We start from the raw sequence: 21152 nt of genomic DNA on the forward strand, positions 1-21152 counted from the left end.
AAAATGACAAAAAACGTCCACTTACTATTATTGGAAATAATCCTGCGGACTAGAGCAGCTACCCTGTCATTAAGCCTTTATCGAACATTTTGGAACATGGAATAAGGCTAAACTTCAGTGCTTAGGCGGTCGGTTCGATCAGAACAAAAATAATCAGAAGCAATATCTTATAGCAATTGCTAGAGAAAATAAAGAATATTTTAACAAGAATACTGAATGGGCAAGATATGCTAAACAGAATAACTTACCAGGAGTTTCAACATATATTAGGTGCTTCGGAACATGGGCTCAAGCAAAAGAACAATGTGTGGGCTTAAAAGTCAATAAATCAAAGTATTCAAGAGAAATATTGTTAGAGATAGGAAAAAATCATTTAGAACATTTTAAAACTGCAAAACATTGGGATCAATACGCTCAAAAAAACAACCTTCCCAAAAGTTGGGCATTCCATACATACTTCGGTACATGGCAACAAGCGAAAAGAACGTTAGGTTTACATGGGGCCGGCGTTAAACTTACGCCCCTAGAGGTTTTAAAAATTGCGAAAGAGAATAAAGAGCACTTTCAATCTGCAGATAGGTGGAATACTTATGCAGAAAAGCATAATTTACCTAAGCATTCAGTGTTCCTAAAGTATTTTAGAACATGGAATAATGCGAAGGAATTAGTTCATGGGTACAGGATTCGTACTTCAACAACAGGTTACACGTCAGCATCCCTTCTTAAAATAGCGCTTGAACATAAAGAAAACTTCACTACTGCTTCTAATTGGGAAAAATACTCTAAGGCTTGCAAATTACCTAGTGCAACAACCTATAGAAATTTTTTTGGAACATGGAATGATGCGAAAAATAAATTAGGCTTACTAGCAATTAAAAACAGTTATACAACTCAGGAACTGATAGAAATTGCAAAGGAGAACAAAGAGCATTTTTCTAGTATGAGCAACTGGAATAGTCATGCTAAAAAAAAGGCACTTCCCACTGGAGAAACATATATAAAACGGTTTGGTTCTTGGAAAAAGTCTCATAAGGAATGCCTTGGAACCTATAATTGCACAAAAATTAAATACAATTATCCCAAAGAAATGCTTTTAAAAATCGCGAAAGCTCACATAGAGAATTTTACAAGTGTAAGAAGTTGGAGCAAATATGCTAAAGAGCATGAACTTCCATCAATCAAACCTTATGTGAATCAATTTGGCTCTTGGAATGAAGCAAAAAAAGCGGTAGGGGTTGATGAAATCCGCTATAGGAAAAACTATACAACCGATGAACTGAAACAAATTGCTCAAAAACATAAAAAATATTTTACTTCAATTTCTATCTGGGATAAGTATGCGCGAAAACATAATCTTCCCTGGACAGTAACCTATTCTAATCGCTTTGGTTCGTGGAATAAAGCGAAGAAAGCAGTAGGTGCTTCTAGTAGCTGATAGATTTGATCTCGAAAACGGGATATTGTATTGAGGTATTTAGAAGGAAAACCTAGAACTCTTTATGATAATTTTGTTATATTCCCTTCTAATGATGAAAACCTCTTAAATAGTACTTATCGTTTGGCCCCCCTACTCCTGGCAAAACTATTAACGTGAAAAGATTATTTTCATGACTGAGCAGTTGATGATCAGATAAGTATGATAAGCTAAAAGTAGTATATTTGGTTGATACTTCCACACAAAAGTTAATTAACTTGACCTTAGACTTGTCTGACATATTAGAGGTGATTAGAGGTGATTAGATGAAATTATTAAACTTAAAAGATTTATATATTTTTATGCAAAAAGAGAAAATTGATCGCTACAAATTTGATTTTTCGTTTAACGGTGTAAAATTTGATGTATTGTATTTTATTGATGAAACACCTCACACCTTATCGTTCGGAATTAAAAGATACAATTATTACTTTGAAGTTGCTGTAAATAAAGGTTTTAATGTAAAACCCTTTATAGATGATTACAATAAATTTTGCGAGATCATGGGCTTTACTTACAATCCTTCCAATCCATTTAAAGCTTCTAAATTTTTTGAGGAATTTAATAACCTTATTCCCAAAACTTTTTCTCAAAACAATGTTCCGCAACCTCATGAAATTGCTATATACCGAAATGATGTTGAGGAATCTGAAAAAATTTACTTTGTTAAGTGGCGGGATAATAATAAAGCTGGTCATAAGGTCAGTGAGGCCAATTTAGAAAAAACGCGCAAACTATTGTCCTATGAAGCTTATCTAATGTGTAAAAAGAAAAATATTAGTAGCTGCTGGAGTGCTTTTTCTAAAGACAGAAAAGACTTTATGATGCCCCCAAGATGAACAGACAAGTTCAGGCTCTTTATCAAAATATAGGTGGAAATAGGAGAAAAATTAATGAAAAATGATGTTATTTTGAACAAAATTGCTATTATTGAGCGATGTATTAAACGGATATACGAAGAGTATAACAATACCGCTAGTAATCTAGAAAAAAATACTCAACAAGAATCCATTATATTAAACCTTCAAAGAGCATGCGGAGCCAGCGTCGATCTAGCAATGAGTGTGATCGCCGATAGAAAACAGTGCCTTCCGAAAAATAGCCATGAAGCATTTAACATACTAGAGGATCAGGGAATTATCCCTTCTTCGCTCTCCAGTAAAATGAAAACTCTAATAGAATTTGGGAGATCAGCAGCCTATGAAGAGCAAGAAGTTAGTCCAAGCGATTTAGAAAGAATAATCAAAAATCATCTAGTGGATTTCATGCAATTTACGAAAACCATTCTCTTATATTAACCAGTTTCTAATAATAAAATTATGTAAACTGTTCGCCAAAATTTGATTTGGCGTAAATTTGACTAATTTTGATCAATGTTTTATGACGGTGATCATCATGCCTTCTGTATATGGACATGAAACTCTAAACTTCTACCCTTTTTTAAATTTAAGACATCAAACTCTAAACTATTTGTAATAAACCTATGCATTCATCGGTTATGAAAGTTTAGACTTTCATGTCCTTTTACAAGGTGATAAACACTTGAAGGATATCCCCCATTAATCCTTTCAATGTTCCCTAACAATACAAATTGGAGGACGAATTCGTACAAAGAACTCTTTTTCTAACCGAGCTTTGAAACCAATCTCTAAGAAAGTAGCTGCTAGACTAAATGGACTTCACAAAGAATTTAATAGGTCAAGATCCTTAACGGAGATTTCTACATTATTAGGTATACCCAAATCGACTTATAATTCTTATTTAAGAGGGCTAGCGTTGCCGCCGGTTCCGATAGCTCAAAAAATTTTAAACTTAACAATGAACAATACAAATGATTTAGAATAGCTCTATTATGGTGATATTGTATAGTATATAGGAGATTATTATAAAAGATTTTTGTTCTAAAACTGGTACATCTGAAAGCGAGATTATAACTGATATGAATTTTGCTATTATGGATTAAGAAAAAATTTTTAAAGGTGGTGCACTTCCCTTGCCCTCTTCTTCTAGAGAACATCAACAAGCAGAATTAAGGATTGAAGAACACATTAAACATTTCCCCTATTACGTCCAAGAATATGTACGGGCAAAAAAACGTGCTGGCCTCTCCCCTACTACGATTCTTGAGTATTTATATGATTATAAGAAATTTTTTGATTGGCTGCGCCAAGAGGGATTAGCTGATTATAAAGATAATGCTTCTATTCCCTACTCTGTACTTGAACATCTGCGGAAAAGAGATGTTGAGTTTTTCATAGATTATTTAAAAGAGGAACGAATTGAAGAAAGGAAAGGTATATGGAAGAACCGCTCAGATGCTCGCGTTAATCGTTACATTCAGGCCCTGAAATCATTATTCAACTATCTCACAAAAGAAACAGAAGACGACCAGGGAGAATGCTATTTTTATCGAAATGTTCTTGCGAAGATAACTACTCAAAAAGGAAAAGAAACCGCCAAGCGGCGTGCTAGACGGATTAACAGCGTTATTTTGAGTTCTGATGAAATAAATGAGTTTATTTCCTTTTTAAAATATGAGTATGAACAGGCATTATCCACCCGAGAAAGAAATATGTTTCTCAGAAATAAAGAACGAGATGTGGCTCTTATTTCCTTAATGCTTGGCAGCGGAGTCCGGGTAAGCGAAGTAGCTAGTCTTACCTTATCTGATATCGATATGTCTAAGAACATGATAGATGTGATAAGAAAAGGGGGCAAAGCTGATTCTGTAAACGTCCTCTCTTCTGCGATGTCAGATCTTAATGATTATCTGTCAGTACGAAAAGTAAGGTATGGGGCCTCTGATAGTGATATATACGTGTTTTTATCTCGATACAAAGGAAAAGCTCAGCCTATATCAGTTAGAACGATACAAAACAATTTAAATAAGTATACGACTGCATTCACTAGTGGAAAATCCTTAAGCCCCCATAAATTACGTCATTCTTTTGCTAGTGAATGGCTACGTAGCGGTGGCAACTTAGTTCTCCTACGAGACCAACTAGGACATAGCTCTATTGAAACAACAACTCTTTATACTAATCTGTCGGATCAAGATGGCCAAGAGTTCATGGATAAGATTGAGCATTTTAGGAATAATGAAAGCTAGTTACAAAAGAAAAACCATGCCTACCCACTACAGGCATGGTTTTTCTCATTTCTCAGGCTCCCATATAGCAGTTTAATTATTAATCTCTACCTGCGTCTATTATAACTAACTCCTGTTATAATAAAACAAATGACTAGGAGGTATATTATGGTTTTTTCCACAAGAGTTAACACCAAATATTTAAAGAGTTGTTTGGAAAATTTAACATCAGAACAGTTTGAAGAAGCAATACATTACTTAATGAACATCATAGATCCTGATGAATATGTCAGTACCCGTTTATCAAAAGATGAAGGAATCGATGGATTTAAATGTTATAGAAAAAAGAATGAGATAGAATATGATATTTTCTCCATTCACACCAGAAGACCATGTCCCTCTAAAGAATCTAAAAAAGCAAAAATGAAAAAGGACTTTGAAAATGCCTTGAAGTTTTTTGATTCCATGGAGAACATTAGTGAAAAAAATAATGTTTAGGAAATGGATAATGATATCGAATTACTCTATTAGCACTTCAGAATACCTCTATTTACAAGAACTATGCTTTGAAAACGACATCGAATTTGAGAAGTATGATCCTTCAAAAATTATTTCATTACTCGAAGAGCATCAAATTGGTAAAGCAGCAGCTTATTTAGATGCCATTGATGTTGAAATTCCATATACCAATCAAGCTAATCATCAGTTTATGAAACAAGCTTTACAAGATATTTGCGAAAGCATTCCTAAAAGTACTACTCAAAAAAGGGAGTTACTTCGCAGCATTATTAACTCTATCAACAAAAAAGTTCAAATAGATGAAATTCTCTTTCCTACCAAGTCCTATGCTCTCTACAACAACGATCATCATGGAGTATCTATTAGAAGCAGTATGAACACTGACTCTATTGTAAAATACGTTTTTATAGAAAATCGCTTTATTCAAATTGATAAAGACCAAACAAATATCACGATTGATCCTTTTTATTTTTCAAAAAATCAAAAAGGTAATTTTGTTATATGGGCTTCTAACCTCTTTCCACTACGCTTGTTATGTGAAGAATTGAAAGAAAGTCTAAATGCTACTGGTAACTATTCGATCCAGGATGCTTTACATATATTACACCATAGACAATTCCAACCTTCCTTATAGATCACTTAACATAGACTACTAATATTAGCTATCCTACGTAATGCATAATCAAAATCAAAGGAGAACTATAAAATAGCCCGTTTATAATAGAGATACCAAAGAATAGCAATCCCCTTTTCTTTAAATACTTGAGGAAAAGGGAACTTACTTTTTAAAAATAGCATATTCCAGAACATTTCTTGAAAAAAAGAGAGATCCCATCCCTTCACTTTGAAGGTTTGGAATCCCTCTTTTTTTTAATCGGCAATCCGTGTTTCTTTGCTGAGTTAATACTTTTTACAGCTATTTCTTTTGCCTCTTTTTTAGTCATCCCCATCAAATTCACCTTCTTTGACCAATGTGTACTAACACTTTTTTTAGTATTATTGGCAATTCCCTCTCTGTTTATACATAGATATTAAACTATGAACAAAATGACAGTGTCCTAAAGATAAAATACGATTTGGAGGAGATTTTTTTGAAAGAAGTACAAAAGAAAAGACAAACCCGATCGGATAAAAAGAGAGACATTAAACCAACAATTCCAGTTCCTTTATACGAAACCATTCATCGGATTTCCTATCTTACAGCACGACCGATTAAGGAAGTTGTAGATGATTTATGTGTCATTGGATTGAGCCACAAACAAGTATTAGAACACCTCTCCGCATTTTTCAGACGGGATTTTTGGGCGACTCCTACCCTTTTATACAGAGGGGATCAGTATATTGATAAAGCATATTTACCAGGAGAAAAACGAAGAATTTCAACCAGAGTTATGCAGCGTGACCATGACCGACTGGCGGCTCTTGCTTATGCAATGGATCACACTATTTCATACGCCACAGCGCTATTGCTACATGCAACAGTTAAAAATTCTAGCATTATTGATGGCTATATCGTTAAATATACAGAAAACCAATTAGAGCCATCTAAAAGAAAAGAGCTACAGAAAATACTTCAGTTTATTAATGAAAACAATCCATATGATGATGAGGAGGTTACACTAAGCATTTTAATTAACTACTTAATAGATGAAGTAGTTAATGGAACAGAAACTGTGAAAGAAGCACTTGGCTCATGGATTGATAAGAAAAAACAAAAAACAAATGAAGCAGACAATAAAAAAAGATAGCAAGGAACAAAGTTCCTTACTATCTTTGCTTTTTTATGTTTTAATCTGTCTCTCCAGCAGCTATAGAAGTAAACCAATTATCCAATTCATCCACTTCCTTCTGTGCTTGGCAATTCGCAAAGAGATATTGCTTGTCCAGGGAATCAATATTACTTGCTAACAATTTAAAGCCCCATTTGCGATCCTCGATAGATTTCCAATGAACCGCAGCTCGAAGCCTGTCTAAGATTATGTCCTCAATTGAAATAAGATAGACATAATTCAACTCGTCAATAAAGACCTTTTGTACCTTAGAATAGTCCCCTTCTAAATAACTATCAGGGATTTCAATAGCAATCTCGATATAGTCATTATAGAAATGTCTTCCTTCTTTTTTGAAGTCTAACTCTTTAAGAATGTTTGATATGGTCTCATATCCGTCAGACACCATATCTATATCTCGGGTGGTGTAATCGTTCTGGGTATAGATTGTAACTGATAGACCACCAACGATAATAGGTTTCACGTTTCTTTTTGCTAGAAGCCTGGTAAGTATGGCTGCTGTTCTAAGCATTGCTTCATATTTTCCGGCATTTTTTAGTTCATTTATTTCTAATTGTGCTTGTTTAATATCCAACTAATAATCCCCCAACAGAAAATATACTTATTTTTGTTTAAACCGACTCAATATTCTTGCCTCTGTAGGGTGCTTCGGACGTAACCTTCCTTTATTCCAGCCGCTATTATCTGCTCTCTTTTCAAAGGCTTCAATTTGTTTCTGAAACTTAGAGGAATTTCTAATGACTTGTTTTTCTATATCCTTTAAATTTGCAGTAATCATTTGGTCATCACCTTTGTTTGTTTTAGATTTTTTCAATGCAATCTGTCCTTTTTGTAGACAGTCTATGCATCTTTATTATTTATCATACCATACGGCGATATCAATGAATAAGCGGAAGTTCACTTGCCTATCCAACATCCTACCCTTTTTTATACCCTGTTTTCGTAAAAGAAATTGCTAAGCTTCTAAGTACACTATTGATTATTGAAAAATTGCTCCCTCCTTTTTTAGATAAACAACAAAAAAGCTCACCTAAGTGATTGTTCTAAAACAGCTAAAAGGCTGCTGTTGATCTAATCACCCGATGGGCTTGTTAATGGTTGTTAAATTAAAAAGTAAAAAAAGTAAAAAAAGTAAATGGTTTATTCACATTATACTTCATTAAATTACCAATTACGACTATTTAGCATAGCAAGAAGTTGTTATCTCCTAAGTAATGTTTCATGAGAATAAAGTTGACTTAAAAAGCCAATCATGCCGTTCAACAACCGGACCACACTTTTGTTGGATAACAACTTAAAAGAAAATTGAATATTTATGATAAAATTTAGAATATATGGTTAATCCCCCCACTGATTAAATTAGCGGTGCAGGTTTGGAGAAGTAGTTCAAAGATTGTTATTCAATAATTAATTAATATAAGAAAGAATGGACATTGGAGATTGATGGAATTGACTAGGATAATAAATTTGAGAACTTTCATGTTTTAATTACGCTTTATAGATAAAAATGAGGAATTAATAATGGAGAAAAAACAAAATACTAGTAAAAATAGAATCACACACGAAAAATTTACAGCTAAGATTTACAGTTTAGTAGGTGACGAATATACAGTGTTAAGTAAGTACGTTTCGTCACAAGAAAAAGTGTTAATTAGACACAATTTATGTGGTAAGGAGTTTTGGATAAGAGCAAGCCATTTTACGTCTTCAGGATCACGATGCAAAACTTGTTCTTTCAAAGGGATAAACGGTAAGTCTCATGAGCAATTTGTCCAAGACGTTTATGAAAAGGTTGGAAATGAGTACACAGTTTTAGGGAGATATATAAAAGCACATGAAAAGATAAAGATTCGTCATAATACATGTGGCAATGAATACTTAATAGATCCTGCTAGTTTTTTATATGGCTCTAGGTGTAGAGAATGTAATCGCAAAATTATAGGTGATTTAAAGAGAAAAGAGCATAATGACTTTGTCAAAGAATGTGAACATTTAGTAGGAAATGAGTATACAGTGCTTTCCGAATATATTTCAACTCATATTCATGTAAAAATGATACATAACCATTGTGGCTATGAATTTGACGTTATGCCTTCTAATTTTCTTCGTGGCAGGAGATGTCCAAGTTGTAAAGGAAAAAGGATAAGCGAAAAAAAGACACATACGCATAATGAGTTTGTAAAGAGAATATTCGAACTAGTTGAAGATGAATATAAAGTTTTAGGAACTTATGAGAGGGCAAGAAAAAAAGTACTGATTCAGCACGTTACATGCGGATATAAATACGAAGTAGCACCATATCATTTTGTTTTAGGCACTAGATGTCCTTTGTGCAATGAAAGTAAGGGAGAGCGCGCTATTAAGGAATATTTAGAATCTAGAAACATTAAATTTGAAAAAGAGTTCTCTTTTCCAGACTGTAGGAACGTTGATTTATTAAGATTTGACTTTGCCGTTTTTAATAATAATGGCTCTTTAATGTGTCTTATTGAGTTTGACGGTGAACAACATTTTGAACCAGTTCATTACTTTGGCGGGGAAAAGAAATATCAATCAACACAAAAAAGAGACCAAATCAAAAACAAATATTGTAAAGATAATGAACTAAAACTTATTAGAATTCCTTATTATGAAAAGGACATTTCATCAATTTTAGATAAAGAGCTTGGGTTATAGTTTGTTGATCATTTGTTAGGAACGATTGTGGTAGGACTCATACGTTTAAACGACTTTATTGCTATATTTTTTAGTGCATAGAAGGCTGTTATATTAAAAATTAAAGAAATATATTTTAAACCCGTCCTAATTTAGTACGGGGTTATGCTTGTTTCATGTTTTAAAATAAAAAACTCTCTTGTCACTATTAAAGTAATTAGGAAAAGAACCAAATTTCCTCTTGTACTTTTCATAAAAGCTATCACCATATCTAAGAGTGAAATAAAAAATATCAACTCTTCAAGTTGTGTTTAGTCTACACCTTTATCTTCTAGAGCTTATTTATATTAAAGTTATCTTCTTTGACCATATGAGCAACGGTTAATTCAACCTAGTATGTTTAGCTGTAGTAAGCCGACTTGTACAAAAGATTGAATAATTCATTTATGAAAGAAAGGATTGTTTGTATATGGATAAGGAAAAAGTCTCGATAAAACGAATTCTACTTTCGGCAGTTGCTGCTTCGGTTTTGCTAGCGGGCTGTGGTTCAGCAAATGCAGTTTCGAAGGATATGTTGACTGTTAATAAACAAGAGAGGCTAGATACAAAAAGGTTGATCCAATCACAAATTTCAAAAGAAGCAAAAGACAAAGGTAGCGTAGTAAATGAGGAAAAGTATATTTTCTATCTTTCTAAAGATGCAAAGACTGCTTTTACAGCGCTTCCACTCTCTACTGATATTCATGTGTTGCCGATAGAAAATGAACAACCAGGACAGACAAACGTGGAAACCTTTGAGAATGGCCAATATAAAGCATCAATTCGTTATGAATCATTTGTATACATAAATGGAAAAAAAGCACGGGCTGATGTAACTTATAATATAAGGAACTATACTACCGACTATGAAAGGATGAAAACAGCTTACAAAGAGTTCGGTAACAGTGATGGAGTATATAAAGTGGACTTAAACAAAAATCAATCCGCATATGTACGCCTTTCGCCTGAACGTAGAAATGAAACGAGCAGAGAACCAAACAAGGCAGGAGCGGCGTTTATCAGTTTTCTCACCCCTGAAAAGCATGAAGTCATCGAAATTTATTTGAACTTCGAGAGATATAAAGGCAGCTTTGGTAAAAAGGACTTGCTTGATTTTGCTAAAGATTTAATTGAACAGTCCTATTAAAATAGCATACCTTCAAAATTAAAATTATTAACTTTATAAAGAATACTTCTGGTATAAAAGCATTCGAAGAGTTGTTGCTTATAAAAGATAACAACTCTTTTTATTACCTGTGTAGCAATTTTTAAAAAATTAAAATCATTCTTAAACCCTTATCTCTTTTTTGCTATGTAGTAAAAATACTCGGGTTGGATATCTGGCAATTGAAAGAATGTAAAAAAATTAACATGCATTTATAAAGGGGATTTGGATTTTCATGAGTGTCAAAAATATTGTTTGAGGGGATAATATGGAATATAACTCTATAGAAAAAAGAGATCTTTATTGTAAAGCAATATTAAAAGAATATTTGATCGATGACTATTTTAAATCCGTTTTAAAACACTCCATACCTAAATATGCAAATTCCAACTTATCACAAGATAACTTGGATAGAATGTTAAATAAAAAAATGAGTATCTATACTAATATTAATACTTTGAGGACGAATATTAATATTTTTAGTGGATATATTTATGAGTTTCTTTGCGTATACGAATACAATATGTATCGGAATAACGAGAACGTAACCACTATTTTAAATCCTGATCCATCCTCTAAAACAGACTTATTACATATTATCAAAACTACTAACGGGCATTTTGTAGTTCCAGGTGGAGATGTTAAATCGGGCAGTCCCAACTATGTGCTAAATCAATATGAGAAACTTTTAAAAACAAAATATGATATACCCTTCATTGATTATTCAGGATACCTTACTATAAATAAACATCTTTTAAGCACGAAACAAAGGGAAAGATTAGAGAATCTACTTACCGCTTACCCTAATAAAAAACCTATTAAATCTTCGTTTTCTCCTAATGATTTATTACAAATAAAGAAGGATGTTCTAGCTTACTTTGAAACTGGATATTTACCTAGTGAAATAGAAAATTACAATCTGAACTTTGAAATAAAAAAATATGCAGATACACGAGAGAATAGAGAGGAATTGATACGTTCAGCTTTATTAAACAAAAAAGAAAATGATCCGGTTTACTGGTCTTATTTAGGAAAATCTCAAGAAACATACTATAAATCTTCTTCAAACTGCTCAACTTCTTATTATGAGGAGCCCGAATGGAAACAAATTAAAAGTGAGTTAGAGGCGGAGTTACAACGATTAAAAGAGACAAGAAACTCACTGGTTCCTTTTAAAAAGCTGTCAGACAGAAATATCTTCAAAAAAATATTTAAAGTAAGTGTCAATGGCATTGTAAAAAAAGCCTATGATTTGTTATATGACGATAAAATTAAAGAATTAAAACATAGAATCAAATCTAATGATTTTTCTATGAACGTGGAAGAGATATACGACTACCTAGAAGAAAAGAAAAGAATAGAAAATGAAGAAGATGACTATGAGGGATTTATGTATTACTTCGATGATGACACTCCCTTAAACGATGATGATATGGCTATGTCGAATATAGAGAGAAACTCTCCTATTAAACATAATGTCAGAGCGCATACTAGAACACTTAAAAGTGGAAAAGTAGTCTCTGTTAGATCTCATGAGCGAGGCAAGTAAAGTTGTTATTTATCTAACTGATGCTATCAAGGCATGATCCAATTAATAAAACAGACAACGGAATGCTTGCTAGCGCAATAGCTATCCGTTGTCTGTTTTATTGAGTAAAAAATCTGGTTTAGGAGTTAACTCGTCACGGGTAATCTTCCAAGCTCCATCCCTTAGAGTAAGTTCAGTAAAAAAGAAGTATTCTTCCCCTTTTTCATCTTTTAAACTTCTAATAAAGTATGCAGAATGATTTACCCTCTTTAATTCATAAAGGCTATTTTCAATAGGAATAAAACCTTCCTTTTCCATTCTTTCTTTAAATTTATTATTATAACCTTCACTTTGTTCATAACTGTAAAGCCTACAAAAGCCATCTAATTGGTTCCATTTCTTTTTCCCTTGATAAACTTCATATACCAAAGAAGAATAGTCCCGTGCTAATATGCGAGGATCTGTGTAAATTTTTTGTTTCTCAAAGTAGATAGGTTCACTTGAACCTGGATTATGAAGCTCAGCAACTTTTGGATTTTTTATCAACAAAGGTTTAGGTAGTTCGCTAGTCAACCAGTCTCCTTTTAATTTCCAAGAACCATGTTCGCTTTCTAAAAACATAGTATGAATCGACGCAATCTCCCCTTTTTTATAGAACAGTCGATATGAAACTGCTTGATTCTCATGAATAATCGGAGCCGTTACTAAGTAAGAGTCTGGTTTTCTAGGATCATTGAAGTAAGATGCTAGGCTATTCTTTTTCTTCTCTGTCTCACGTATCAACTTTTTTAATTCACTATGCGCATACTGGTTAAGTTGCTGTTTTATCACACCTGTTGGCAGTTCATTACGTTGTGCTTCATAAAAAATAGAAGCCATATATAAAGCTAAATCTTCTGCTCTCTTGTAATTCTTCGTTAGTAGCAACTCATTATCTAACGGAGATAAGTATTGTGGCTTTTCTTGATTTAGAATCTCTGAAATTTGCTTTTCATACATGGATTCGACCTCTAATGAATTCATGAGATTGTAAGTGCATCCACTTAAGAGCATTACTACCATGCATACACAAACAAGCATCAGTTTGTATCGGCTCACTCTTGTATCCCCTTCCTTTGCTACTCCAGTCATTTTTCAATTAATGCCTGTTCTTTCAGTGCTACTTTTCTTGCCTCTGCTTGCTCTTTTAATAAGTCTTTTTCTTTTTTTATGATAAGGTCTTGCTCAAACGTGTTTGACTTTAGAAAAAGCCACAGAGGAACTTCCTTAATAGAGGAAGACCATTGAAAATCACCTGGATTATTTTCAAGGGACGAGACTGCAGACTTCAATTCATCTTCATTTACGCTAATCCTATTGGTATTAATAAATTCTTCTAGTGCTGTGACGTTCACTCTAGAATAAAGTTCTTTATTAGGAAATACAATCTCTCCCTCTTCATTTTTAGCAGCTCCGGATGAGACACAACCAGTTAAACCAATAGACACTACAATCAATGCAGGAAGCAAGCCCTTAGTGATTTTTTTCATATTAAACCTCCATATAAATACACTTCATTAAACTTTTAAAAAACGATTGACTGAAAACAAAGCTCCACACATGCCAATCAAAATTCCGCCTAATATTATCCCTGAAGAGAACACAGTTAGAAAAATACCTGGAGGTAAAATTTGAAGTACCGCTACATCTAATTCTCCATTTATTATTCTGTACACCCATTGATAACCTAAAGAAAGTACAAGGGCCGGTATGATGGCTCCCCCAAGACCAATAATGCCACCTTCCACTAGAAACGGACGACTTACAAACGAATTAGTTGCTCCAATTAACTTTTGTAATTTAATCTCATCTTTACGTGCCATGACAGTTAAATGTATGGTGTTAGAAACGATATATAAGGAAATCAGTGTTAATCCCGCTATAAAAATAAAACCTACTGTACGCACGAAGTTTGTTGTTTTAAAAAGCGGATCAACTATTTTCTCCCCATAATTCATTTTCTCAATAGAACCAAATTCCTTTATTTTTGCAGCTAACTCAGGTGTATTAAGCGGATCTTTTGTACGTATGACAATAACATCATTAAGGGGGTTATCCTCTTTTAACATTTCAAAAGCTTTTCCATCTGATCCTAATGAGTTGGCAAAATCTGATAATCCTTGTTCTTTTGGAATAAAAACCGCTTTTTCCACACTTCCCAAATTTCTTATTTTTTGCAAGAGAAGTTCATGATCAACTCCTTCTTCTAAATATGCTCGTATTTCTACATCTTTTTCTACCTTCTTTGTCATGTGGTGAATATTAAAGATCACAGCAGCCGCTGAACCAACTAAGAGAAACATAAATGCCAATGCACTAATAGAAGCAAAGGACATCCAGCCATTACGTCTAATATTTTTAATCCCCTCACGCAAAGGTCTGTTCATATACTCTCCCTCCATCTTCTATAATTGTGCCTCGTTCGATCACAACTACCCGGTTAACAAAGTTTTCTACAATATTTCGATTATGAGTAGCCATAATAACAGTCGTGCCTTCCTGGTTAATATCGTAAAACAATCTCATAATTTCCCAAGCCGTTTCATCATCCAAATTTCCAGTCGGTTCATCTGCTATTAAAATATTAGGTTTGTTAACTACTGCACGCGCAATTGCTACACGTTGTTGTTCCCCGCCGGACAATTCAAGTGGATAGATCTCAGATTTATTAGTTAACCCCACTCGATTTAATGCCTGCAAAACATGTGGGTGCGCGTCCTTTGCTCTAAATCCAACTGCCTCCATTGCAAAAGCAACATTCTCATAAACGGTTTTAGTTGGAAATAACCGATGATTCTGGAACACCGTCCCAATCTTCCTTCTGTGCATCGCCAACTGTCGGTTATTCATGGAAGCAACATCTTCGCCAAATACCAATAATTTGCCCTTTGTTACTTTTTCTTCTCTTGTAATCAAACGCCCAAATGTTGATTTTCCGGCGCCGCTCACTCCTACTAAGTACAAAAAGTCCCCAGTAGGTATCGTAATATTTACATGCCGCAAAGCTTGCGTACCATTCTTGTATGTTTTAGATACCTGCTGAAATATAATCATAAAAACACACCTTTCTAAAATGTGATTTGTTCTTTATGAGGAAAGTTACTTAATCATGGGAAAGTATGTGGTACTTTTTCGATTTTGAGAAGAGGAAATTTCAGAAATACAGCTTTTTATCATAAAAAAAGAAAGTGTTACACAAGAGTTCACTTTGCGTGCAACACTTTCTCCTTTATAATCTATTAATTGTTTTTACTTACCTTCTTTAATGAGACTTCATAGTTAAAGTCGCCATCTTCTTCTTCAATAAAGAAGAATTCCTTTACTTCGACCGGTTCGCCATACTTTTCACCATCTTCCGTATACCGTTGAACGATATAGATGCCGCCTTCTTGCTGAGGGAAGAACAACGCAGGCTTGCCGCTTTCCTGGAACGTGACATCATCTAACAGATGTGCGTCTCGCTCGTATGAGCGATTAATCCGAAGCTTCACTTCATATCGGTAGACGTTCCCCTTCTTCACCGTGGTATCCACATAAGGGTCTGTGCCGCTGATGGTTCTGGAAGAACCGTCCTTGGTATAGGAGCCGTTTTCCTGCTTCACATAGCGTTGAATCCGGTACCCGTCAAGCCCTTCCGTTTTGGACGGAGTGATGACATACTGCCCGTCCTTCTTTACTTGTTTTCAAATAGATAACTCCCTTCTAATCCAATAAACTTTGTTTCTGAGAGTAATTATGAAAAGAATTTCTTAAATGTGAAGGGTAAAATTTAAAAATAAAAAAGCTATGGATTTATTTTTCAATCCATAGCTTTTTTTATAGTTTTGTGTTTTGCAAATCGAATATAGCGATCCAGAGTGGCATTTTGAATACCTAAATAATCCATTAACTCTTTGCGTGTCCAACCTTCTAAAAGGACATTTACAATAAAACTGTTCCTTAGAGTTTGTGCAGACATTTCTTGTGGAAAACCTGCTCTCCTCATTTCCTTTTGGATCATTAACTGAATAGCCCTTGTGCTGAGTTGTTTAGGACTATTAGTTTCATATATCCAAAAAAATGTCTTGCGATTCACATCTAAAGAAATAAACATAGGATTAGAAGAATATAGACGAGGCCTTACCATATGTGGAATACCTTTATAATATAAATAAATTAGTTTCTTATCTTCATTATTAAGATGAATCATTCTCTTATGATCTCCATTAATTTGAAGGGTATTTGCTGAAAAAGAAATATCTTGCATAGTAAGAAGCGCTGTCTCTTGGAGAGATAAACCATACTTATACATCAATGTAACAATAGCTATATTCCTGTCTTTTGTTAGTGGATGAAGTAGCGCTTCATAATCAGAAAGGCCTTTCTCAGAGCGGAGAACATCTACTAAATGAGAAAACTCTTTTAATGACATTACATCATTTTCAGATAAATCGGTTGAGATTTCTCTTCTGAAGCATTGGATTGCTTTTTCAAGTTCTGGACTGCTCCTGCCGTCATACCGCAACAAATGACGAATAGTGTAGCTCATTCGTTTTAGAGTAGCAGGAGCATAACGAAATTCACCTCTTGTAGTCCAAAGAAAATCAACTAGGTCACTAGTTGAAAGGTCAGCTACCTTTTCAATAACCTGGGGAATACGCCCTTCTTGTCGAAGCCATTTTAAAATCAGATGAAGATCATTTTTATACATCTCTACTGTAGAATCTTTTTTTCCTTCTTGACTAATAGTCAATAAAAATTCGTTAAGTACGGCAGGTAGCGACTCAGTTCTTTTTCGAAGATCTCTTTTAGACCCCATTTGTAGTATTATCCTCCTCTCAACTTTCTACTTTTTCTATTAGTATACCTGTTCTTTGCACAAAACAAAAAACCTGTTTTCAAAGAAAACAGGCCTAAAATTAACAGGTATTCGGATTATAGTGTTGAAGAAGAGCTATTTAAATCACCCCTACAAAAGTTATGACAATCTATTCACTTGGTTTTAGCGAATTTCTCCATTTTTTCTTCGTCTTCAAATTCATCGCGCATTCTAGAAAGAGAATGAATTAGACGATGGCGACGAATTTCAGAAAGTGCATGGTGTTCAATTTGACGTATTCGTTCGCGTGTTACCCCTAGGATTTTCCCTATATCTTCAAGAGTCCGGGGCTTACCATCATCAAACCCAAAGCGTAATCGTACAACCAATTCTTCTCTTTCAGACAAGTCACATAACATCTCTTCAATCATTTCTTCTTTCATTTTACGAGCAGTTGTCTCAAAAACATCCATTTCTGGAGATTCAATGAAGTCTTCTAAATAAGTAGGGTCACTGCTTGATCCTGATTTGGAAAACAAAGAGAGGGTTTCAGTCTCTTTAAAATAATTTAATGCTTCTTCCATTTTATCTTTGTCTGCCTGAACAAAGTTGGCAGCTTCTTCAACAGAAGGTTCACGTCCCTCATACACCGTGATCCGGTTTACTGCATAGTGATACTTATTAACAAGTGTCGCAACTTCCGGTGTTAACCGAATAGTGCGCATGCCTCCAGAAATAAAATGAAGAATTTCGTGACGAATCCACCAATGAGCATAGGTAACAAATCGGAAACCTAATTTGTAATCATAACGCTGTGCCGCCTTGATCAATCCTGTATTGCCTTCTTGGATCATTTCAAGCATGTCCAATTTCTTGTCATTCTTCATATACTTGCGTGCAATACTAACCACTAATCTTAAATTGTGACAAACTAATTTAGTTCGTGCTTCCTCATTTCCTTTTTCTATTTCTTTTGCAAGCATAATTTCTTCTTCTTTTGATAAAAGATGATAGCTAGATATATCTCGAATGTATAGTTGCAAAGAATCAGCAGTAATCGAAGGATAAGGAAGCGGCGTTTCTTTTTTGTTTAACTGCTCTATCGGATGCAACGGAACTGCATTTGAAGTTTTTCTGCTCTTACTGCTACCCCCAATCGGCGATGCATCGAACAATCCGCTGATTTCAAATCTTTGTTTTTCGGTGAACTGTTTTTTCATGAACATTACTCCTCCGTTAACATCAAATAGTATTTTCTTAATGGTATTTTTAAACCACTATATTCCTTAATTAACCAAATGTTCAAACAAAAAAATCCCCCGGACATGGAAATGAATAGAAGTCACAAAAAGAGTTTTACAAACACGTCTTTTTGAATACTTCTTTCAGTTCGCAAGTCTGGGGGATTCCCTTATGCCAGCGACTAATTATTCTTTTTTTTAATACGTTTTTTAAATGTCGAAAATATATATGAATTAATTTCTACAATAGTTATATTATCACACACTTTCGAGCTTGTACACCAAAAAATTAACTTTTTTTATGAAATTTTACCTTAATTTATTCAATAAAATCAGTCTGAATTCGATAATACACAAATATATGTGATAAATTTAGTAAAAAAGATTCATATAATACTTTTACAAGCCTAAATTATACTACCAGTAGATAAATTTACCTAATAATTTTTGTCAGAAGGATTTCTATCATTGTATTACTGCATTCTCCAATAAAAGGAGGAATAAAATACAGATAAATAGTTTTAAAGAGGGGTTAATTAAGAGTTGCAGCAAGTGTAGAGGCTTTTATCATACCTACTGCAACTCTTTGTGAAGAACATACTGTTAATACTAATCATTCTTTCTAACAGGCTTACTAGATACCGTTTTAAATTTAGTTCTATTTATAGAACTTCCTGTGCTGCTTCAACAATAGTATTGTAGGCAGATCGTTTCTTTTGTCCTAATGTTTCGGAATAGCAGTCTAACATTTTACCGATTAGTTCATCTACATAATGCCCTTCCTTTAAAAGAAGTAAAGCTTTAATTTTACCGTGGTTTTCTTCACTAATACGTATCGTTACAGTTTTCTTTGAGGCTTCCATTTTTCTTCTCTTTTCAAGACGAGACGGTATTTCGTTATTCTTGTTATCATCGACCATCGTATTAAATAACTCCTCAATTTCACTAACTGAAGGGGCAAGTTTCTGTCCCTCTTCCACTGTGGGAGTATCGGTGTCTATATTTCTTTGAATTACCGTAATATCGGCATTTTGTTCTGGCTCTGTGACTTCTTGTTCTAATTCTGAAATGGCATTCCCTTTTTGCTTAGACATTTATATCTTCCTTTCAGTTCAATCATATTGGCGTAAACCGTATTTTTCGATTACTCCAACAAGCAAACGGGCATAGTTAGGATCAGTCGCATAGCCACCTTTTTTAATACCTTGAGCATACTCTTCAATTGTCCGAGCATGTCTCAAATGTTTTTGGTATCGTTCTTTCATTAAAAGATCCGCATGAGCTTGCATACTATCATAGTAGGTAGCATATTTTGCGAATTTCGCTTTGACAGTTATTTTCTTTCCGTTTACATATTCAGTCGTATTCATATAAATGGAACCTGCCGTACCAGTTCCTTTAACGCCGTATAAATTTTTCCCCTGATATGCAAGACCGCTTAATCCATTGTATCTTCCTGAACTTTCCAAAATAATTTGCCCAAGAATGATAGAAGCAGGGATCCCTCTCTCAGTTTTTATTCTTTGCGCGTCAGCAACAAACGGGGTAATCACCGAATTTACACTTTTATTAGGATATTTCGTAACAGGTGATTTGAATGGATTCCTCGCTTCTTCTTTTGCGTCTGCAACCATGGTTACTAGTTCTGAATCACTATAATCAGCTATTTCATTTTCTCTTTGCTTTTCTTCAGCAGCTAACCTTTCTTCTTTTTGAATCTTTTCATTAATTTGAACTGCTTCTTTCTCAAATTCTCTCAATGCCAGCTCTTTTTGCTTCTCTTCTGCTCGTAATGTTTTTTTCTTTTCTTCAAGAGATGCCACTGTGGATACCTGTTTATTTTTAGATGTCTCATAAGAAGTCTTTAACTCTTCTGCAGTCTGTTTCATAACTTCTATACGTTTTTTTAAAGTCGCAGTTTTTTCTTTGATGACACTAACTTTTTCTTGATCGTTAATGTATTCCTCAATGAAGTTACGGTCTGCATCAACGATACTTGTATAAGAAGATAAACGGCCAATTAATTCACTAAAAGTGGAATTATCGAAAAGAACATCTAGAAAAGAAATATTATTTCCGTTTTTATAATACGCGGCAGCTCTTTCCCTGAATTCATCTTCTCGCTCCGACAGTAAGCTTTCTATGTTCTCTTGTTGTTTTTCAAGCTCTTTAATATACTTTTCAATCTCCGCGAGTTCCTTACTCTTTTCTTGCAATGCCTCTTCTGTTTTTTTTATGTAACGATCTAATTTTTGAACCTCTTTTTCTTCCTTTTTTATTTGTTCAGTTACATGCAGACTCTGTTCTTTAACATTTTCGATACTTTCTTTAGCGACTGCTTGTGCTTTTTTATTTTCATTTAACGATTCTTCTAAACTACCAACTTCAGCGGAAACAGGAGACGTCATTACCAAAACAGCAAGTGCCGTAACCGGCGGCAATATTCTTTTTCTCATAGACATACATTCGGCCAAGCAAGAAGAAATATTGCTTAACTCGTTCACACCATCCTTTCTTTAATGAATGACAAATAAAAACATCAAAAAAAGCCTACTGAATACAGTAGACGTGAGCAGAATGACATTTTAGGAAATTATGAAGCTCTTTCTGAAAAAAACAAGGGCAAATTAAGTTATTTAATAAAATAATTGAAACAAGTGTACAGAGATAATAGAGTTGTTTAATTTACAATAAAGTCATTTAAAAAAATATAATATAGTTACCTAAAAATCCTTCTTCAACTAACCCAGCTAATAGTTTGTCAATATTTTTCTATAAATATTTTAAGAATTAGATGCTATACTAAAAATAGACAT

General features: G+C 34.0%; 22 protein-coding genes. 11 read left to right on the top strand and 11 right to left on the bottom strand.

The annotated features are described in order from the left end of the window. Positions 1 to 307 precede the first annotated feature (307 nt). The 8 genes from ACH0BF_RS24025 to ACH0BF_RS24060 all read left to right on the top strand — a co-directional run bounded on the left by ACH0BF_RS24025 (position 308) and on the right by ACH0BF_RS24060 (position 6829). A complete protein-coding gene (locus tag ACH0BF_RS24025; RefSeq protein ID WP_406910419.1) occupies positions 308 to 1435 on the top strand; it encodes a hypothetical protein in 1128 nt (375 codons plus the stop codon). Positions 1436 to 1740: 305 nt separating this feature from the next. Continuing rightward, positions 1741 to 2313, top strand: coding sequence for a DUF6037 family protein (locus ACH0BF_RS24030; protein WP_406910420.1), 573 nt, complete (start codon positions 1741 to 1743; stop codon positions 2311 to 2313). A gap of 54 nt (positions 2314 to 2367) precedes the next feature. Next, on the top strand, positions 2368 to 2772 hold the full coding sequence (gene hepT / locus ACH0BF_RS24035) for a type VII toxin-antitoxin system HepT family RNase toxin (RefSeq protein ID WP_406910421.1): 405 nt from the start codon (positions 2368 to 2370) through the stop codon (positions 2770 to 2772). Positions 2773 to 3109: 337 nt separating this feature from the next. Continuing rightward, the gene (locus tag ACH0BF_RS24040) at positions 3110 to 3319 is read left to right on the top strand and encodes a helix-turn-helix domain-containing protein (RefSeq protein WP_406910422.1); all 210 of its coding nucleotides are present in this window, start codon (positions 3110 to 3112) and stop codon (positions 3317 to 3319) included. A 148-nt stretch (positions 3320 to 3467) separates the two neighbouring features. Further along, a complete protein-coding gene (xerS, locus tag ACH0BF_RS24045; protein WP_406910423.1) occupies positions 3468 to 4583 on the top strand; it encodes a tyrosine recombinase XerS in 1116 nt (371 codons plus the stop codon). A 147-nt stretch (positions 4584 to 4730) separates the two neighbouring features. Next, the gene (locus tag ACH0BF_RS24050) at positions 4731 to 5060 is read left to right on the top strand and encodes a hypothetical protein (protein WP_406910424.1); all 330 of its coding nucleotides are present in this window, start codon (positions 4731 to 4733) and stop codon (positions 5058 to 5060) included. Then, complete coding sequence (locus tag ACH0BF_RS24055) at positions 5041 to 5715, top strand: hypothetical protein (RefSeq protein WP_406910425.1); 675 nt, start codon at positions 5041 to 5043, stop codon at positions 5713 to 5715. Before ACH0BF_RS24050 ends, ACH0BF_RS24055 begins: the two co-directional genes overlap by 20 nt. A gap of 457 nt (positions 5716 to 6172) precedes the next feature. Further along, positions 6173 to 6829, top strand: a complete 657-nt coding sequence (locus tag ACH0BF_RS24060) for a hypothetical protein (RefSeq protein WP_406910426.1) — start codon at positions 6173 to 6175, stop codon at positions 6827 to 6829. A 40-nt stretch (positions 6830 to 6869) separates the two neighbouring features. On the opposite strand, the gene ACH0BF_RS24065 is transcribed toward ACH0BF_RS24060, so the two are convergent. Both ACH0BF_RS24065 and ACH0BF_RS24070 read right to left on the bottom strand, forming a co-directional pair. Continuing rightward, entirely contained in the window at positions 6870 to 7445 is a 576-nt protein-coding gene (locus ACH0BF_RS24065) for a DUF6036 family nucleotidyltransferase (RefSeq protein ID WP_406910427.1), read from the bottom strand. A 27-nt stretch (positions 7446 to 7472) separates the two neighbouring features. After that, on the bottom strand, positions 7473 to 7685 hold the full coding sequence (locus ACH0BF_RS24070; RefSeq protein WP_406910428.1) for a hypothetical protein: 213 nt from the start codon (positions 7683 to 7685) through the stop codon (positions 7473 to 7475). 707 nt (positions 7686 to 8392) lie between these two features. Here ACH0BF_RS24070 and ACH0BF_RS24075 point away from each other — a divergent pair. From ACH0BF_RS24075 to ACH0BF_RS24085, 3 genes are all read left to right on the top strand, one after another. Next, positions 8393 to 9547, top strand: coding sequence for a hypothetical protein (locus ACH0BF_RS24075; RefSeq protein ID WP_406910429.1), 1155 nt, complete (start codon positions 8393 to 8395; stop codon positions 9545 to 9547). A gap of 448 nt (positions 9548 to 9995) precedes the next feature. After that, positions 9996 to 10712 carry a hypothetical protein gene (locus ACH0BF_RS24080; protein WP_406910430.1) on the top strand — a complete coding sequence of 239 codons (717 nt, stop codon included), beginning with the start codon at positions 9996 to 9998 and terminating at the stop codon, positions 10710 to 10712. Positions 10713 to 10998: 286 nt separating this feature from the next. Continuing rightward, entirely contained in the window at positions 10999 to 12279 is a 1281-nt protein-coding gene (locus ACH0BF_RS24085; RefSeq protein ID WP_406910431.1) for a hypothetical protein, read from the top strand. Positions 12280 to 12360: 81 nt separating this feature from the next. Here ACH0BF_RS24085 and ACH0BF_RS24090 read toward each other — a convergent pair whose 3' ends face one another. The 9 genes from ACH0BF_RS24090 to ACH0BF_RS24130 all read right to left on the bottom strand — a co-directional run bounded on the left by ACH0BF_RS24090 (position 12361) and on the right by ACH0BF_RS24130 (position 20792). Further along, positions 12361 to 13257, bottom strand: a complete 897-nt coding sequence (locus tag ACH0BF_RS24090) for a hypothetical protein (protein WP_406910432.1) — start codon at positions 13255 to 13257, stop codon at positions 12361 to 12363. Positions 13258 to 13385: 128 nt separating this feature from the next. Further along, a complete protein-coding gene (locus ACH0BF_RS24095) occupies positions 13386 to 13787 on the bottom strand; it encodes a hypothetical protein (protein WP_406910433.1) in 402 nt (133 codons plus the stop codon). 27 nt (positions 13788 to 13814) lie between these two features. Further along, the gene (gene ftsX, locus ACH0BF_RS24100; RefSeq protein WP_406910434.1) at positions 13815 to 14684 is read right to left on the bottom strand and encodes a permease-like cell division protein FtsX; all 870 of its coding nucleotides are present in this window, start codon (positions 14682 to 14684) and stop codon (positions 13815 to 13817) included. Then, positions 14665 to 15351 carry a cell division ATP-binding protein FtsE gene (gene ftsE, locus ACH0BF_RS24105; protein ID WP_406910435.1) on the bottom strand — a complete coding sequence of 229 codons (687 nt, stop codon included), beginning with the start codon at positions 15349 to 15351 and terminating at the stop codon, positions 14665 to 14667. Before ftsE ends, ftsX begins: the two co-directional genes overlap by 20 nt. A gap of 185 nt (positions 15352 to 15536) precedes the next feature. Continuing rightward, a complete protein-coding gene (locus ACH0BF_RS24110) occupies positions 15537 to 15899 on the bottom strand; it encodes a hypothetical protein (RefSeq protein ID WP_406910436.1) in 363 nt (120 codons plus the stop codon). A 197-nt stretch (positions 15900 to 16096) separates the two neighbouring features. Beyond that, positions 16097 to 17095, bottom strand: a complete 999-nt coding sequence (locus ACH0BF_RS24115) for a tyrosine-type recombinase/integrase (protein WP_406910437.1) — start codon at positions 17093 to 17095, stop codon at positions 16097 to 16099. Positions 17096 to 17268: 173 nt separating this feature from the next. Further along, positions 17269 to 18315 (bottom strand): sigma-70 family RNA polymerase sigma factor, encoded by a 1047-nt coding sequence (locus ACH0BF_RS24120; protein WP_406910438.1) that lies wholly within the window; start codon positions 18313 to 18315, stop codon positions 17269 to 17271. 683 nt (positions 18316 to 18998) lie between these two features. After that, on the bottom strand, positions 18999 to 19430 hold the full coding sequence (locus tag ACH0BF_RS24125) for a hypothetical protein (protein WP_406910439.1): 432 nt from the start codon (positions 19428 to 19430) through the stop codon (positions 18999 to 19001). Between the two features lie 18 nt (positions 19431 to 19448). Beyond that, complete coding sequence (locus ACH0BF_RS24130) at positions 19449 to 20792, bottom strand: glucosaminidase domain-containing protein (protein ID WP_406910440.1); 1344 nt, start codon at positions 20790 to 20792, stop codon at positions 19449 to 19451. Positions 20793 to 21152 lie beyond the last annotated feature (360 nt).

Origin of the sequence: Pseudobacillus sp. 179-B 2D1 NHS (genome assembly GCF_045370945.1) — a bacterium.
In the GTDB taxonomy this organism is placed as follows: domain Bacteria; phylum Bacillota; class Bacilli; order Bacillales; family Domibacillaceae; genus Pseudobacillus.

Coding starts and splice junctions, on each gene's coding strand:
- ACH0BF_RS24120 (WP_406910438.1), bottom strand. CDS start 18,315: ATGAAAAAACAGTTCACCGAAAAACAAAGATTTGAAATCAGCGGATTG.
- ACH0BF_RS24085 (WP_406910431.1), top strand. CDS start 10,999: ATGGAATATAACTCTATAGAAAAAAGAGATCTTTATTGTAAAGCAATA.
- ACH0BF_RS24090 (WP_406910432.1), bottom strand. CDS start 13,257: ATGTATGAAAAGCAAATTTCAGAGATTCTAAATCAAGAAAAGCCACAA.
- ACH0BF_RS24125 (WP_406910439.1), bottom strand. CDS start 19,430: ATGTCTAAGCAAAAAGGGAATGCCATTTCAGAATTAGAACAAGAAGTC.
- ACH0BF_RS24130 (WP_406910440.1), bottom strand. CDS start 20,792: ATGAGAAAAAGAATATTGCCGCCGGTTACGGCACTTGCTGTTTTGGTA.
- ftsE (WP_406910435.1), bottom strand. CDS start 15,351: ATGATTATATTTCAGCAGGTATCTAAAACATACAAGAATGGTACGCAA.
- ACH0BF_RS24050 (WP_406910424.1), top strand. CDS start 4,731: ATGGTTTTTTCCACAAGAGTTAACACCAAATATTTAAAGAGTTGTTTG.
- ACH0BF_RS24080 (WP_406910430.1), top strand. CDS start 9,996: ATGGATAAGGAAAAAGTCTCGATAAAACGAATTCTACTTTCGGCAGTT.
- hepT (WP_406910421.1), top strand. CDS start 2,368: ATGAAAAATGATGTTATTTTGAACAAAATTGCTATTATTGAGCGATGT.
- ACH0BF_RS24095 (WP_406910433.1), bottom strand. CDS start 13,787: ATGAAAAAAATCACTAAGGGCTTGCTTCCTGCATTGATTGTAGTGTCT.
- ftsX (WP_406910434.1), bottom strand. CDS start 14,684: ATGAACAGACCTTTGCGTGAGGGGATTAAAAATATTAGACGTAATGGC.
- ACH0BF_RS24030 (WP_406910420.1), top strand. CDS start 1,741: ATGAAATTATTAAACTTAAAAGATTTATATATTTTTATGCAAAAAGAG.
- ACH0BF_RS24075 (WP_406910429.1), top strand. CDS start 8,393: ATGGAGAAAAAACAAAATACTAGTAAAAATAGAATCACACACGAAAAA.
- ACH0BF_RS24115 (WP_406910437.1), bottom strand. CDS start 17,095: ATGGGGTCTAAAAGAGATCTTCGAAAAAGAACTGAGTCGCTACCTGCC.